The organism is Actinacidiphila glaucinigra (genome assembly GCF_035918135.1).
In the GTDB taxonomy this organism is placed as follows: Bacteria; Actinomycetota; Actinomycetes; order Streptomycetales; family Streptomycetaceae; genus Actinacidiphila; species Actinacidiphila glaucinigra.
Genome location: NZ_CP109144.1, coordinates 5,723,516 through 5,738,616 on the forward strand (window position 1 = coordinate 5,723,516; position 15,101 = coordinate 5,738,616).

Below are 15,101 nucleotides of genomic sequence, written 5' to 3' on the forward strand. Positions count from 1 at the left end.
TCTCAGCGTCGGCGTCGGCTCCGACGCGGCGGCTGGCATCCGTGGCCCGGTCCGCGCTCTCGTCGCGATCCGAGCCGCGAGATAATATCGAACACGTGTACGACTTGCCTCGCGATCCGGAATGGCTGCGAGTGATCCGGTTGTATCTGCAGATGCAGCTCGATGCGGTGGACGCCGAGATCCGCAAGGCCGAGGCGGTCACCGGCCCGCAAAGCCGCGCCACAGGCCGGGCGGGGCAGCTGGGCCGTCCCCGGGCCGTCCGGGGACGGCCCGCGTCGGCCGACGGCGACAGGCGACGACAGGTGCGGGACGGCGCGTGCCCAGGTCGCAGACGTGAGGGAGGTCGCCCGGGTACTCGTTTCCGCCCGGGGGTGGACGGCTGGCAAGATGGGGTGTATCTGCCCACACATCGAATGCCGGACGGTTTCTCTTGGCTGAGTTCATCTACACCATGCGCAAGACGCGCAAGGCGCACGGCGACAAGGTGATCCTCGACGACGTCACCCTGAACTTCCTGCCCGGCGCGAAGATCGGTGTCGTGGGACCCAACGGTGCCGGTAAGTCCACGGTGCTCAAGATCATGGCGGGTCTGGAGCAGCCGTCCAACGGCGACGCGTACATCTCGCCCGGATACTCGGTCGGCATCCTGCTGCAGGAGCCCCCGCTCGACGAGTCCAAGACCGTGCTGGAGAACGTCCAGGACGGCGTCGGCCCGATCAAGGGCAAGCTGGACCGCTTCAACGAGATCGCCGAGCTGATGGCGACCGACTACTCCGACGCGCTGCTCGACGAGATGGGCAAGCTGCAGGAGGAGCTGGACCACGCCAACGCCTGGGACCTGGACGCCCAGCTGGAGCAGGCGATGGACGCCCTCGGCTGCCCGCCCGGCGACTGGCCCGTGGTCAACCTCTCCGGTGGTGAGAAGCGCCGCGTAGCGCTCTGCAAGCTGCTGCTGGAGGCCCCCGACCTGCTGCTCCTCGACGAGCCCACCAACCACCTGGACGCCGAGTCCGTGCAGTGGCTGGAGCAGCACCTGGCCAAGTACGCGGGCACCGTCGTGGCGATCACCCACGACCGGTACTTCCTGGACAACGTCGCCGAGTGGATCCTCGAGCTCGACCGCGGCCGCGCCTACCCGTACCAGGGCAACTACTCCACATACCTGGAGACCAAGCAGTCCCGACTGAAGGTCGAGGGCCAGAAGGACGCCAAGCGCGCCAAGCGGCTCAAGGACGAGCTGGAGTGGGTCCGCTCCAACGCCAAGGGCCGCCAGGCCAAGTCCAAGGCCCGCCTCGCCCGTTACGAGGAGATGGCCGCCGAAGCCGAGAAGATGCGCAAGCTCGACTTCGAGGAGATCCAGATCCCGCCGGGCCCGCGTCTGGGCAGCATCGTGGTCGAGGTGGACAACCTCTCCAAGGCGTTCGGCGACAAGGTCCTCATCGACGACCTGTCCTTCACGCTGCCGCGCAACGGCATCGTGGGCGTCATCGGCCCCAACGGCGCCGGCAAGACCACGCTCTTCAAGATGATCCAGGGCCTGGAGGCCCCGGACTCCGGCTCGATCAAGGTCGGCGAGACGGTCAAGATCTCCTACGTGGACCAGACCCGCGCCAACATCGACCCCAAGAAGACCCTCTGGGCGGTCGTGTCGGACGAGCTGGACTACATCAACGTGGGCCAGGTCGAGATGCCGTCCCGCGCGTACGTCAGCGCCTTCGGCTTCAAGGGCCCGGACCAGCAGAAGCCGGCCGGCATCCTGTCCGGCGGCGAGCGCAACCGCCTCAACCTGGCGCTCACCCTCAAGCAGGGCGGCAACCTGCTGCTCCTCGACGAGCCGACGAACGACCTCGACGTCGAGACCCTGTCGTCGCTGGAGAACGCGCTGCTGGACTTCCCCGGCTGCGCCGTGGTCGTCTCCCACGACCGCTGGTTCCTGGACCGGGTGGCCACCCACATCCTCGCCTACGAGGGCGAGTCCAAGTGGTTCTGGTTCGAGGGCAACTTCGAGTCCTACGAGAAGAACAAGATCGAGCGGCTCGGCGCCGACGCGGCCCGGCCGCACCGCGCCACCTACAAGAAGCTCACCCGGGGCTGATCGGCAGATGGCGCGTCACATCTACCGCTGCCCGCTGCGCTGGTCGGACATGGACGCCTTCGGGCACGTCAACAACGTGGTCTTCCTCCGCTATCTGGAGGAGGCCCGGATCGACTTCATGTTCCGGCTGGCGCCCGGGGAGGGCAGCGAGTCGTTCACCGGCGGGTCGGTCGTCGCCCGCCACGAGATCGACTATCTGCGCCCGCTGGTGCACCGGCACGAGCCGGTGACCGTCGAGACGTGGGTGACCAAGGTGACCGCCGCCTCCCTGACCGTCGCGTACGAGGTCAAGGACGCGGAGGCGGTCTATGTGCGCGCCTCCACGGTCGTGGTGCCGTACAACCTCGAGAAGGGCCGGCCGCGCCGGATCACGGCGGAGGAGCGGTCCTTCCTCGAGGAGTACTTCGACGACAGCGCGAGCGGCTCCGGCGCCGCCGGCAAGGAGGCAGTCGCCGCATGACGGCACCCCTGCGACTCGTCGACGCCAGGGAGGCGGACGGTTTCGCCGCCTTCCTGGCCCGGCTGCTCCGCTGGGACAAGGCCGCCGTCGTCCGGCTGCGCGCCTCGGGCACGGTGCTCGCCGTGTTCGGGCAGCCGCCGTTCGGCGGCGGGGTCCTGGCCGTCCGTACCGCCGAACTGGACGGGGCCGCCGGCGACCTGGACTCGACGGTCTCCGCCGGGCAGTTGCTCGACGGCATCGACGACGTGACGGGCACGGTCGCCGTGCCCCCGGCCGTCACCGGTCCGGCCTGGGCCGGACTGCTCCCGCCGCGCAGCGGCTGGGAGCAGGTACCGGGACTGCCGTCGGCGGAGGACGTACGCGCCGTGGCCGCGGCCGCGGTGACCGAGTTCCGCGACCGCAGCGAGGCGCTGCGGCCCGAGAGCCGCACCCGCGCGGAACTGGACGCCATCGCCGACGACATCTGGTCCCGGCGGCTCGGCGCCACCGGCCTTCCGCTGCGGGTGGTGCACGCCGCCCACGCGCTGGGCTTCCTCCGCCCGGTGCGCACGGCCGTCCCCGCACCGCGCGCCGCCGAGCAGCCCGCGGTGCTGCTGCTCGCCGCGGGCCCGTGGCTGCGGCTGCGCACGCCGTACGGCTCGGTCGCCGTGCGGCGCGGCCTGCCGGGGCTGTCGGTCAGCCCGGTCCGCTAGCTCCGGGCGGCGAGCCCGGCCCGCCGGCCCCGGTCAGGGGGGCACGGTCCGTGCGGGAGCAGTCCCGGACAGTGACACATCCGGGCGACGGAATCAGCCCGCGGAGTTCACCATCGATGCCGCCGCGTACACCAGGTAGTCCCACAACTGCCGCTCGAGGTCGGGCTCCAGGCCGAGCTCGTCGACCGCGGCACGCATGTGCAGCAGCCACGCGTCGTGCGCGGCCTGGTCGACGCGGAAGGGCGCGTGGCGCATCCGCAGCCGGGGGTGGCCGCGGTTCTCGCTGTACGTGCGCGGGCCGCCCCAGTACTGCATGAGGAACAGCCGCAGCCGGTCCTCCGCGGGGCCGAGGTCCTCCTCCGGGTACATGGGGCGCAGGAGCGGGTCCTCGGCGACGCCCTCGTAGAAGCGGCGGACGAGCCGCCGGAAGGTCGGCTCGCCGCCGACCGCCTCGAAGAACGTCTGCTGCTCCAGGGTGCCCTGCGGGATCTCGTTCACGCCCCCCATGTTCTCAGACGGCCCGCGTTGTCCGGAGGGGGTCACCGTCGCAGAGTGGTCGTATGACGGATGGCGACCGGTACGCGGCGGCGGCGGTGCCGCTGCGGGCCCGGCTGGTGCGCCGGATCGCCGCGGCGGGCGGGCCGGCGGACCCGCGGTGGCGGGCGGCGTTCGAGGCGGTGCCGCGGCATCTGTTCGTGCCCGTCTACCACCGGCCCCGCTCGGACGGAGGGTTCACCCGGCTGTCGGCCGACGACCCCGACCCGCGCGGCCGGTCCCGCTGGCTGTCCGGGGCCTACGCCGATGTGCCGCTGATCACCCTGGTCCGGGGCGGGGAGCCGGTCTCCTCCAGCAGCCAGCCCTCGCTCATGGCCGCCATGCTGGAGGCGCTGCGGGTGGAGGACGGGCAGCGGGTGCTGGAGATCGGCGCCGGGACCGGGTACAACGCGGCCCTGCTGGCGCACCGCCTGGGCACGGGGGCGGTGACCACGGTGGACCTCGACGCGGAGATCACCGAGGCCGCCCGCGCGCACCTGGCCGCGGCCGGGCGTCCGGTGACCGCGGTCACCGGGGACGGGGCGCTGGGCTGCCCGGAGCGCGCGCCGTACGACCGGATCGTCGCCACCTGCGAGCTGCCGTCGGTGCCGCAGGCGTGGCCGCGGCAGTGCCGGCCCGGCGGCCTGATCCTCGCGCCCTTCGCGGGCGGGCTGATCGCGCTGCGCGTGACGGGCCCGGAGCGGGCCGAGGGGCGCTTCCTGCACACCCCCGCGTACTTCGTCTCGCTGCGGGGCGCCGGCGCGGCCCCGCGCCGGGAGGCCGCCGGCGCCGACCCCGCCGCCGGGCGCAGCCGTGCCGGAGACACCCCGCCGCGGGTTCTGGAGAACGAGCTGTTCCGCTTCCTGCTCGGCCTGTACGCCGGGGACGCCGAGGTCCACTGGACCGCCGGCGGCCCCACGGTCACCGCCGCCGACGGCTCGGTCGCGCACGCCGCCCGGGACGGCACCGTCCGGCTCTCCGGGCCGCGGGACCTGTGGGCGTCCGTCGAGGAGGCGTACGGCCTGTGGTGCGACGAGGGCCGGCCGGCCCGGGACCGCTTCGGCATGAGCGTGGCGGAGGGCCGCCAGTGGACCTGGCTGGACCGCCCGGACGGGCCGCACCGCTGGGAGCTGCGGCCCGTGCCGGGAACGGCCGGGGTCAGTCGCTGACGATCGTGATCGTCGTCCAGGCGCCGACGTGGACGCGGTCGCCGTCCGTCAGCGGGACGGGCACGAAGGGGTCGATGGGGTCCTCGCCGCCGTTGACCGTGGTACCGTTGGTCGAGCCCTGGTCCACCACCGACCAGCTGCCGTCGGGCTGCTCCACCAGCACGGCGTGCTTGTGGGAGACCCCCGGGTCCTCGGGCGCCCGGGACAGGTCGATGTCGGGGGCCACGCCCGTGCTGTGCCGGCGGCGGCCGACGGTGACCTGCGGGCCCGCCAGCGGCATCCGCTGCTCGGGGGAGTACGACGGGAAGTACAGCCCGCGCGCCTCCGGGCCGCTGCGGGCCATCATCCCGGTGAAGTACTCCCGGTCGGCGGCGATCACGGCGGTCCAGGTGCGCGGGCCCGCCTGCCCGGCGCCGGGGTCCGGCAGGCTCGGCGGTGTGAGCAGGAAGTCGCCCGAGCCGGAGGTCACCGACTCCGGGGCCAGCGGCTCCGCCGGGCGGTTGATCTGCGACGGGCGGGACAGCTGCGACTCGTAGCGCTGGTACGGCGGCCCGTCCGGCGGGTAGCCGGGGGAGGAGGGCGGCGCCGGCGGGACGAAGGTCGTCCCGGCCTGGGTGACGAAGTCGTAGCGGCACTCCTCGCAGAACTGGGCGTACCCCTCGCGCGGGGTACCGCAGTCGGGGCAGGGCTCGGCGGCCGCGGTGGCGTCCGGGTCGTAGCCGAAGCCGCCCTGACCGCGGCCGTACCCGGGGTCGTACGCCGGGTCGTAGGCGGGCTCGTAACCGGGCGTGTAGCCGGAGGAGTAGCCGCCGGAGTAGGGCGGCGGGGGTGGTGGCGGACCCGGCGCCGCGTACGTGGACGGTGGCGGCGGCGAGGCGGGGACGGAGGGGGACGGTGGCGCGGACATGCGCATTCCGCACACCTCGCACCAGTCGTCCGTCGCGGACTGGTGACCGTTCGGGCAAGTCGACATGTCGCTCTCTCCCCCTCTGCCCCGCTGTGTCCCGCTGCTCTATTTCTTCACACGGACGGTCTTCGTCGAACGTGTCTCGAGGGTCATCTCGTCGGCGTCGGCCACCCGGGCCTTCAGCCGCACAGTACCCGTCGCCGCGTCCACCACGTCCACGACCTTGGCCAGCAGCTTGGCGGTGTCGTCGTTGCCGGAGGCGCTGGCCAGTTGCACCGCGCGGCCGAGCTTGGCGGTCGCGGAGTCGAGGTCGCCCTGCTTGCGGGCCTCCAGGCCCTGCTGGATGACCTGGGCCAGCTCCGCCTGCCCGGTGTAGTGGGCGACCTGCGGGTTGATCCGCGTCGAGGCCGCCATGTCGTCCGTCCACAGCGCCCGCACCAGCCCCTGGCCCAGCACGCGCGGCGTGCCGTCCGGCTGCGGCAGGACGAGGGAGATCCGGGCCGCCAGCATCTCCTGGCCGACACCGGCCGCCGGTACGACCACGTTGACGTGGTAGTCGCGCGACTCGTCGCCCCAGGAGCCCGTCGGGTAGTCGCCGGCGCGCGGACCGGCCTCGGTGCGGCGGGCGGTGAGGTCCTCGACGGTCGGCGCGACCTGCTTGACGTACTGGATCTCCGCGCCCTGCGGGGTCCACACACGCAGGGCGACGTCGGCGACCTCCTTGCCCATCGCGGTCTCCATCATCCGCCGGAAGTCCGCCTCCAGGCCCGAGGGATCGGCGACGATGTCCACCGTGCCGAGCAGCGCGGAGGCGATCCCGGTCAGCTCCTTGACCTCCCAGTCGGTGCCGACCCCGCGCGCGTCGCAGGTGAAGCGGCCCGCGCAGGAGTCCAGCGCGGCGCGCAACTGCTCCGGCTTCTCGTGCTCGTTGCGGCCGTCGGTCAGCAGGATGCCGTGCCGTATGGACACCTCGGCCGTCGACAGCAGACGGTTGGCCAGCCGCAGCCAGGAGCCGATCGCGGTGCCGCCGCCCGAACCGAGCCTGCGCAGCGCCTCCTTGGCCTGGTGCCGGGTGGCCGGGTCGGCGACGGCGAGCCCGCCGTTCGCCGGGTAGACCTCCTTGGCCAGGTGGGTGCCGGCGACCACGGCGAAGGCGACACCGTCGCGGATGGTGTCGATGGCGGCGGCGGTCGCCTCGCGGGCGCTGCGCATCTTGGTCGGCGGGTAGTCCATGGAGCCCGAGCAGTCCACCATGATCACCACGGCGGCCCCGGCCGCGGAGCCCGGCACGTCGCCGGGCGCGTGGGTGGCCAGCGGCAGCCCGCCGGTGGTGCCGCCGCCGGTCGAGGTCACGGTGACGATCGCGTTGACCTCGCGCCCGCCCTCCGGCAGGAACTCGTTCTGGTAGATGTCGACGGAGAACTGCGGCACGTTCGACTTCGAGAAGTTGGCCATCGGGTGCGCTCCTTGCGCTTGTTCAACCTTCGGAAGAGAGCATCAGGGAGAGGTCACGCGGCCGGGAACGGCAGCACGGCGACGGTGATGTTGTCGTGGCCGCCGCCGTCGATGGCGACCCCGACCAGGGTGCGGGCGCAGTGCAGGGGCCGGGTGCGGGCGTCCTCGGGCACCACGGAGGCCAGCTCCGCGGCCGACTCCGCGTAGTTCCACAGTCCGTCGGTGCACACCACCACTACACCCGGTTCGTCCGGTTCGAAGGAAGCGGTGTGCGGGTCCAGTTCCACGGCGTCCGCGCCGAGCCAGCCGGTGATGGCGTGGGCCCGCTCGTCCGCGTACGCCTCGGCCTGCGTCATCAGGCCCATCGACACCATGCGTTCGGCCCACGAGTCGTCCTCGGTCAGCCGGGAGGCGGGCGCGGAGCGGTCGTCGGGGATCCAGTAGGCGCGGCTGTCCCCGATCCAGCCCACGGTGAAGGTCTTGCCGGAGGTGATCGCGCTGACGCAGGTGCACGCGGGCGCGTTGTGGTGGCGCCGGGCCTCCTCCTCGGAGGTCTCGGCCGCCAGGTCCGTCACCGCCTGGGCGGCCACGAGCAGCGCGTCGCGCATCGCCTCCTCGGGGCGGGCGCCACGGGCCAGGGACCGCACGAGGGAGCCGCTCGCGGTGCCCGCCGCCGCCTCCGAGGCGTCGTCGGGACGGTACGCGGAGGACACCCCGTCGCACACCACGGCGACGACGGCTGGCGTGCCGTCGGGCAGCACGGTCGTGGCCAGCGCGAAGGCGTCCTCGTTGCGGTGGTGCCGCAGGCCCCGGTCGGTCACGGCGGCCACGCCGTCGAGCTCCTGCTCCTGGTGGTCGCGGGGCCGGGGCTGGGCGTGCCCGCAGTGCTCGCAGTAGCCGTCCGGGTCGACGTCGCCCATCCCGCAGGCGACGCACCGCGGAGAGGACGCCGGCGGCCCGCCCGCGGACGGGTCCAGCCGGGGATCGGTGACCCGCGCCCGGGGCAGGTCGGCGGTGCCCAGGCCGAAGGGGAGGGTGTCGGTGTCCCTGCCCGGCGGGGCCAGCTCGTACGACTCCGGCTCACCGCCCGGCGGTTCGGGTACGGCGGCGGGGTCGGGCGGCGCCAGTTCGTACGCGTCCGGTTGCCGGGGCGCGGACAGGTCGGCGCCGCAGACGCCGCAGAACTTGTCGTCGGGTTCCAGAGGCTCGCTGCACTCCGGGCAAACGGTCTCGTGCGGCATGGCGGTTACACCCACGTCCGGGGGCGGAGGCGGTTGGCGCGCTCCACCAGTTCGATCCTTGTGCGGCCCTGGTCGGCGAGCCGGGCCAGTACCCGGTACGAGTGTTCCAGGCCGAAGCGCAGCCCCCGTTCGTCCAGGTCCCGGCCCAGGAGCCCGGGCGTGGCGGATTCCGCGGACGGGATGCCGGCCGCGCCCTGCTGCCCGGCCAGCACCCAGTCCAGCGCGCTGCCCAGCACCTCGGTGGAGAGCTGCTCGCGCAGCGACGTGTCCAGGCCCAGCCGCTGCAGGTCCTCGACCTGCCGGGCCGCGGCCCGCAGGTCGTCCAGGAGCGGCTCCTGCGGGGCGCGTCCGCGCAGCCGGGCGCGAACGGCCGCCACCCGTGCGGCCGTGTAGTGGATCGAGGACTCGGGGACCGACTCCAGGGCGGCCACCGACCCCGCCCGGTCGCCCGCGGCGAGCCGCACGCGGGCCAGGCCGAAGGCCGCGCTCACATAGCTCTGGTCGGTGGTCCACACGAGCCGGTAGTACTCGGCGGCGTTGTCCAGCTGGCCCAGCACCTCGGCGCAGACTCCCAGCGCCAGCTTGGGGGCGGGTTCGCCGGGGAAGGCGTCGTAGACCGCGTCGAAGGACAGCGCGGCGGTGCCGTCGTCGCGGGTGACGAGCGCGGCCAGGCCGCGGTGCCACACCACGCGCCAGTCGTCGGGATGCTCCTCCTGCAGTCTCCGCAGCTCCTCGACGGCCGCCGGCGCGTCGTCGCTGTCGAGCCGGGCGCGCACCCTGCGCAGCCTCAGCTCGGGGGACTGCACCGGCGCCGCCTGGAGAGCGGCCACCAGCTCCGACGGGGCGGCGGCCGCGAGACCGGCCAGGAACCCGGCGTTGGGGTCGGCGGGGTCGACGTGCGGCACGGGCAGCGAGAGCGCCGCGGCCCTCACGTCGAGGGTCGAGACGGCCGGCCCGGCCGCCGGGAGCGCCGGGGCGGTCCGCTGGGCGGGCACGGTGAACGGCGAGCCCGGCGCGGTGGTGCCGTACCCGCCGGGGCCGGGCACCGAAGGCGACGACGGGGGCAGGACGGTCCCGGCCGGGCGGGCGGCGGGCAGGACCGGCACGGCGCCCCTGCGCCCGCCGTTCGCGCCGCGGTCGCCCAGGGCGGAGGCGTCCCGGGCGGGCGCCAGCAACTCGGTGTCGACCACCCGCAGTTCCGGTCCGAACAGGGTGGACAGCGCGGGCCGCGGTCTGCCGGAGCCGAGCGCCACGACCTCGCGCAGCACGCCCAGCAGTTGGTCGCTCATCTCCTCCGCGGAGGCGAAGCGCCGGCCCGGGTCGGGGTCGGTGGCACGTACCAGCAGCCGGTAGAAGGACTCGTAACGGGAGAAGACCTCGATGCCGTCCGGGTCCGGCAGGCTGTCCACGAACACGTTCGTGTAGCCCTGGAAGTCGAAGGTGAGCACGGCCAGCGTCCGCGCCACCGTGTACAGGTCCGAGGCGACGGACGGGCCGACCTCGGGCACCTCGGGCGCCTGGTAGCCGACCGTCCCGTAGATCGGGCTGTCCTGGTCGTCCGTCCTGCGGACGGCGCCCATGTCGATGAGCTCCAGCCGGTCCTCGGTCTGGATGGCGTTGTCGACCTTGAAGTCGCAGTAGAGCAGGTTGCGGCTGTGCAGGTGGCCGAGGGCGTCCAGGGCCTCGATGGCGTAGGCGATGGCCTGGTCGACGGGGAGCGGCTCGCGTCTGCCGTCGGGGCCCCGGCGCTCGTTGGCGATCTCCTTGAGGGACTTCCCGCCGACGTACTCCATGACGATGTAGCCGTCGAGGGTGCCGCCCCTCGGGTCGAGGTGCTCGACGAAGTTGTAGATCCGCACGATGTTGGGGTGCTCGATCTCGGCGAGGAAGCGGCGCTCGGAGACCGCCGCGGCCAGCGCGTCCTCGTCGCCGGTGTCGAGCAGGCCCTTGAGCACCACCCAGCGGTCGCTGACCGCCCGGTCCACGGCCAGGTAGATCCAGCCCAGGCCGCCGTGCGCCAGGCAGCCCACCACCTCGTACTGCCCGTGCACCACGTCGCCCGCCCGCAGCTTGGGGGTGAACGAGTACGGGTGGCCGCACTTGGTGCAGAAGCCCTCGGTGCGCCCGGGGTGGTCTCCGCGGCTGCGTCCGACCGGCGCGCCGCAGTCGCCCCTGCTGCAGAACCGCTTCCGCTCGGGGACCTGCGGGTCCTGCAGCACGGCGGCGGCCGGGTCGGGCCGGGGGATGGGCGGTACGTTCACCAGGCCGGCGCCCAGCTTGCCGCGGGTCGGGCCGCTGGACCCGGAGCGCGAACTGCGCACGGAGACGGAGGCGGCGCTCGTGCCGCCGCTCAGCGAACGGGACAGCCGCCCGGACACCGAGCGGCGCGAGGAGCGGGACGAGCCCGAGGTGCGCGAGGAGCGCGACGAGGCGGCGGAGCCCGGGCCCGTCCCGGTGGCATGTGACGGCTGTGAGGTCTGCGACGGTCTCGACGAGCCCCCGCCGCCCCGGCCGGCGGCCGTCCCCGCCGCGGCGCCGAGCGGCGCCAGGCCGCACGTGTCGCAGAACAGCTCACCTCCGCCGACGTCCTCGATCGTCCCGTCGCACCCCGGACGCTGGCAGTTCATCGTGCATCCCCCCTGTGGTCGGCAGGTTCCGCCTGCCCCGGCACCAGCGATTCGGCGACGGCCCGCTGATAGCGCAGCACTGCGTTCTCCGCGGCGCGCAGGTCGCACGGCGCGCTCCACAGCAGACGCCGCGCGTGGTCGTACCGCTCCATCAGGAGCGGGTCCTCGGCCATGCCGTGCCGCGCCACCTTCGCCCGGTAGGCGTCCAGCCGGCCGCGCAGTTCGGCGCGGACGGCCAGCGGCGCGGTGACCGCGGTCAGCGACTCGCGGGCGCGCAGCAGTTCCTCGTCGGCGCGCTGTTCGAGACCGTCCAGCAGCGGCGAGAGACGGTGCCACTGGCCGGTCCTGCGGAAGTCGACGGCGGCGGAGAGCTGTTCGTGCAGCGCGACCGGCGCCCCGCTGACCGCGGGCACCTCCGAGGCCGCGATCTTGGCGAGCACCTCGACCCGGGCGCTGCGCGCCTCGGTGAGGGTGCGGTCGGCGCGCGACAGGACGTCCCGCAGCCGCATCAGCCGGTGGTCGGCGTCGTCGCGGACGTGCAGCACGGCCTCGACCTCACGCCGTATGTCCTCCAGGGTCCGCCCGGCCCGGTCGTAGCGGCCGGTGTCGGGCCGGCCGCCGGACCAGAAGGCGAGCGGGTCGGAGACCACCTCGGCGCGCAGCGACGCCAGCGAGTCCAGCATCCCCGCGAGGTCGTCGCCCGACGGATGGGTGCCGGGACGCACGCCCACGGACTCGGCGAGCGAACGGACCCGCTGCGCCTCCGCGACCAGCAGGTCGATACGGGCGGGCAGCGCCGACCACACCGCGTCGGCGGCGGACACCACGTCCATCACCCGCGCGTACCACTCGTTCATCCGCGCCAGCAGCTGCTCCAGGCTGATCCGCTCGCTCAGCCGGGCCGGACCCGTCAGGCCCCGCGCCGCCTCCGGCACGGCGCCGCCGGAGACGGTGACGCCGGAGCCGCGCAACAGCTCTGTCAGCTCCCGCAGTTCGCTCTGGGTGGGCCAGCGGCGGCGGCCGCGCAGGCCCCGTGCGGTGGTCAGGGCCTCGGTGTAGGTGTCGAAGTGCGCCCACAGCAGGGCGATCGCCTGCTCGGCAGCCGTCCAGCGCTCCTTGGTGGCACCGCTCAGCTCCGCGCCCTCCAGCAGCCTGCGGCCGGAGTGGTCCTGCAGCGCGAGCAGGGACGCCTCGATCGCGTCCCGCTCGTCACCGAGCCGTGCCAGGGCACGGTCGACGTCCTCACGGCTCAGCGCCGGTCCGGATGGTCCCGCGACCGCCATCGCACCTTCCTTCTCTCCCGCCGGTCCCCGTGCTGCCCGTCAGTCCTTGTAGAGCGGTTCCGGCGGCCCCTCGATGCCGGGAAGGTCCGCCTCCAGCCAGGTACGGTACGCCTGCATCCAATGGCTGTCCGGGCCACCGCTGCGGTAGTCCTCCAGCACCTTGTTGACCCGGCGCACCAGGTCGGTGTCCTGCTCGTTCATCGCCACGCCGTAGTACTCGGTGGTGACCGGCCTGCCCACCAGCCGCACCGCCGGGTCCTGGGCGGCCTGGCCGGCGGCGAGCGCGTTGTCGGTGAAGACGGCGTCGGCCTCGCCGAGTTGCAGCATCACCAGGCAGTCCAGCTGGTTCGCCACGAGCAGGACGCGGGGCCGCAGCCGCTCCTTCTCCTTCTCCAGCTCGGCCTGAGCGGTGCTCCCCTCGGCGACGCAGATCCGTTTCCCCTCCACGGAGGAGTCGAACCCCTTGATCGCCGAACCCTGGCGGGGGACCAGCAGTTGCTGCCCCGCCTTGAAGTAGGCGGTGGAGAAGGCGATGTGCTTCTCCTCGATCCGTTCGCAGGTGATGCTCACGGTGCGCACCAGCAGGTCCACGTCGCGGTTGTTGACGGCCTCGAAGCGCTTGGCGGTCGGTACCGTCTTGTAGAGGATGGCGTCCTCGCTGCCGAGGATGTCCTTGGCGATCGCCTTGGCCAGGTCGATGTCGAAGCCGACGATCTTCCGGGAGACCGGGTCGCGGTAGCTCCAGCGGTAGCCGTTCTGGTCCACCCCGATGACGAGCTTGCCGCGCTTCCTGATCCGTTCGACCGCCGGACCGCTCGCGGACGACGGTCGCAGGCTCGCCTCCGGGTGCCCGCCGCAGTCGTCGTCCGCCGAGACCTTCCCCGGCGCGGCGGCGGGTGTCCCCGTGGCCGTCGCCCGGGCCCGCGGCCCGCCGTCCCCGCCGTCCTGCAGCGGCAGCACGGCGCCGGCCGCCGCGGCCGCGACCAGCGCCGCCGCCGAGACCACGCTCGCCCAGCCCCGCACGCGCCACCCACGCTCCTCGCGTCCCATCAGCGGCCTCCCCCCGCTCACCGGTACTCCGACAGCCGGCGCCCGATGCCGAGCACCGCGCCCGCGGCGCCGAGCACCGCCAGAGCCGCGGCCCCCGGCACCAGCCCGCCCAGCGCGCCGCGCCCGTCGGCGGCGGCCTGTTCGAACTCCTGCTGCTCGTGGTCGACGGCATCCGCGAGGTGGTTGTCGACCTGGTCGAAGCAGAAGCCGGTGTACTGCTCGGGCCGCTTGCCGTTCTCGTACGTGCCGCCGATCGTCTGGGCAACGGCGTCCAGGTAGTTGCCCTCGTCGTCCTTCTCGCGGGCCTCGCCGTGCAGTCCCCACCAGGCCTTCGCTGCCTCCATCGCGGACGTGATGCTCGTGCGGCCCCGGTCGTCGTCGGCGAGGTCGAGCGCCTGCGCCAGCAGGCCCGTCCTCCCGTCGGCGTCCGTGCCCGCCAGGCCCTGCAGCTGCTTGTCGTAGGCCGCGCTGTAGGCGTCCCCGCCGCCGCGGGCCACGAGCGTCAGATTCTCGTTGCCCCGGGCCTGCAGGGTCTGGATCCGGGCCTCGTTGAGGACCTGCAGCGACCGCGCCCCGTGCGCGTAGGAGTCGTCGAGCTTCGCGCGGGCGACGCCGTGCCCGGCGACCAGCCACAGCAGCACCACGGCGGTGGCCACCGTGCCGGCCACCATGCCCGGGTTGAACACCCGGTGGGTGCGCCGGTACGAGCGCCGCTGCGCCCACACCAGCGCGCCCAGCGCGACGACGCCGAGCGCCCAGGCGGCCAGCGGCAGGGCCTTGGCGTCCTCGTAGTCCTCGCCCAGCCGCGCGGTCTCGATCGTCCACAACTGCTTGGCGTCCGGGAGGATCTCCTCGTTCATCATCCTGTTGGCGCGCCGCAGGTACGCCCCGCCGACCGGGAAGCCCTGGCGGTTGTTGGCGCGGGCCCGCTCGACCAGGCCGGTGTAGACCGACAGCCGCTGGTTCAGCCGCTCCAGGCGGGCCCGCGCCTGGGCGGAGTCCTCGGAACTGGCCGCCGCGTCGGCGATGTTCCGCGAGGCGATCCGGATGTCCCGGGCGTACCGCTCGCGGTCCTGCTCGGGGTCGTCGCCGCCGGCGAGGAAGCCGCCGGCGGCGGTGGCGTCCGCGTCGGCGAGCGAGCGGTAGATGTCCGCGGCGCGCGCGCTCAGCGGCTCGCTGTGGTGGATCACGTCGTCGGCCGCGGCCGAGCGCTCGGTGATCTGCCACGCCGTCACCGCACCGAAGGCGACGACGAGCAGGGCCAGCAGCGCACCCATGATGCGCAGCCTGCCCGGTTCCGTGGTGGCCGCGGCACGCCACGCGCGTGGTTGCTCCACCCACGCCCGTGGGCGCCTGCCGCCGGGTGCGGGCGTGTCCCCCCGCACGGTCGGCGACTGCGTCTCCGTCGGTGTCCGTGTCACCTGCCGGCCCTCCCCCCGACCCGTTCGCCCGCGCGTACGCGCGACGAGCCCATGACCAGCAGTATGGCCGTCGTCACCGGCATCCACCCATGGATTGGGTGGATCTTGCCGTCCGACACCGCCCGTCTGCCGCCCGTGGGGTCCCCCCGCGCGCCGTCCCCTCGCAG

The 15,101-nt window shown here is 73.7% G+C and carries 12 protein-coding genes; 4 read left to right on the top strand and 8 right to left on the bottom strand.

The features are described from left to right. Positions 1-430: 430 nt before the first annotated feature. Genes ettA through OIE69_RS25725 form a run of 3 tightly spaced genes read left to right on the top strand, consistent with a single transcriptional unit; the run spans position 431 to position 3,247 of the window. The gene (gene ettA / locus OIE69_RS25715; protein ID WP_326576029.1) at positions 431-2,095 is read left to right on the top strand and encodes an energy-dependent translational throttle protein EttA; all 1,665 of its coding nucleotides are present in this window, start codon (positions 431-433) and stop codon (positions 2,093-2,095) included. A gap of 7 nt (positions 2,096-2,102) precedes the next feature. Then, positions 2,103-2,555 (top strand): acyl-CoA thioesterase, encoded by a 453-nt coding sequence (locus OIE69_RS25720; RefSeq protein ID WP_326576032.1) that lies wholly within the window; start codon positions 2,103-2,105, stop codon positions 2,553-2,555. Then, the gene (locus OIE69_RS25725) at positions 2,552-3,247 is read left to right on the top strand and encodes a hypothetical protein (protein ID WP_326576034.1); all 696 of its coding nucleotides are present in this window, start codon (positions 2,552-2,554) and stop codon (positions 3,245-3,247) included. The genes OIE69_RS25720 and OIE69_RS25725 overlap by 4 nt, the downstream gene beginning before the upstream one ends. Before the next feature lie 93 nt (positions 3,248-3,340). Here the strand turns inward: OIE69_RS25725 and OIE69_RS25730 are convergent, their stop codons facing one another. Next, the gene (locus OIE69_RS25730) at positions 3,341-3,745 is read right to left on the bottom strand and encodes a globin (RefSeq protein WP_326576036.1); all 405 of its coding nucleotides are present in this window, start codon (positions 3,743-3,745) and stop codon (positions 3,341-3,343) included. A 62-nt stretch (positions 3,746-3,807) separates the two neighbouring features. Here OIE69_RS25730 and OIE69_RS25735 point away from each other — a divergent pair, with 62 nt between their 5' ends. Further along, positions 3,808-4,950, top strand: a complete 1,143-nt coding sequence (locus OIE69_RS25735) for a methyltransferase domain-containing protein (protein ID WP_326576038.1) — start codon at positions 3,808-3,810, stop codon at positions 4,948-4,950. Here OIE69_RS25735 and OIE69_RS25740 read toward each other — a convergent pair. The 7 genes from OIE69_RS25740 to OIE69_RS25770 form a co-directional block, all read right to left on the bottom strand. Further along, entirely contained in the window at positions 4,940-5,863 is a 924-nt protein-coding gene (locus OIE69_RS25740) for an FHA domain-containing protein (protein ID WP_392567678.1), read from the bottom strand. The two genes, OIE69_RS25735 and OIE69_RS25740, sit on opposite strands and share 11 nt — an antisense overlap. A gap of 99 nt (positions 5,864-5,962) precedes the next feature. Continuing rightward, the gene (locus OIE69_RS25745; RefSeq protein ID WP_326576042.1) at positions 5,963-7,312 is read right to left on the bottom strand and encodes a vWA domain-containing protein; all 1,350 of its coding nucleotides are present in this window, start codon (positions 7,310-7,312) and stop codon (positions 5,963-5,965) included. Between the two features lie 53 nt (positions 7,313-7,365). Next, a complete protein-coding gene (locus tag OIE69_RS25750; protein WP_326576044.1) occupies positions 7,366-8,553 on the bottom strand; it encodes a PP2C family serine/threonine-protein phosphatase in 1,188 nt (395 codons plus the stop codon). A 5-nt stretch (positions 8,554-8,558) separates the two neighbouring features. Then, a complete protein-coding gene (locus OIE69_RS25755) occupies positions 8,559-11,180 on the bottom strand; it encodes a serine/threonine-protein kinase (protein WP_326576046.1) in 2,622 nt (873 codons plus the stop codon). Continuing rightward, positions 11,177-12,463 carry a hypothetical protein gene (locus tag OIE69_RS25760; protein WP_326576048.1) on the bottom strand — a complete coding sequence of 429 codons (1,287 nt, stop codon included), beginning with the start codon at positions 12,461-12,463 and terminating at the stop codon, positions 11,177-11,179. Before OIE69_RS25760 ends, OIE69_RS25755 begins: the two co-directional genes overlap by 4 nt. Positions 12,464-12,502: 39 nt before the next feature. Next, positions 12,503-13,513 (bottom strand): glutamate ABC transporter substrate-binding protein, encoded by a 1,011-nt coding sequence (locus OIE69_RS25765; RefSeq protein ID WP_326576050.1) that lies wholly within the window; start codon positions 13,511-13,513, stop codon positions 12,503-12,505. Positions 13,514-13,530: 17 nt separating this feature from the next. Further along, on the bottom strand, positions 13,531-14,790 hold the full coding sequence (locus OIE69_RS25770; protein WP_326576052.1) for a hypothetical protein: 1,260 nt from the start codon (positions 14,788-14,790) through the stop codon (positions 13,531-13,533). Positions 14,791-15,101: the final 311 nt, after the last annotated feature.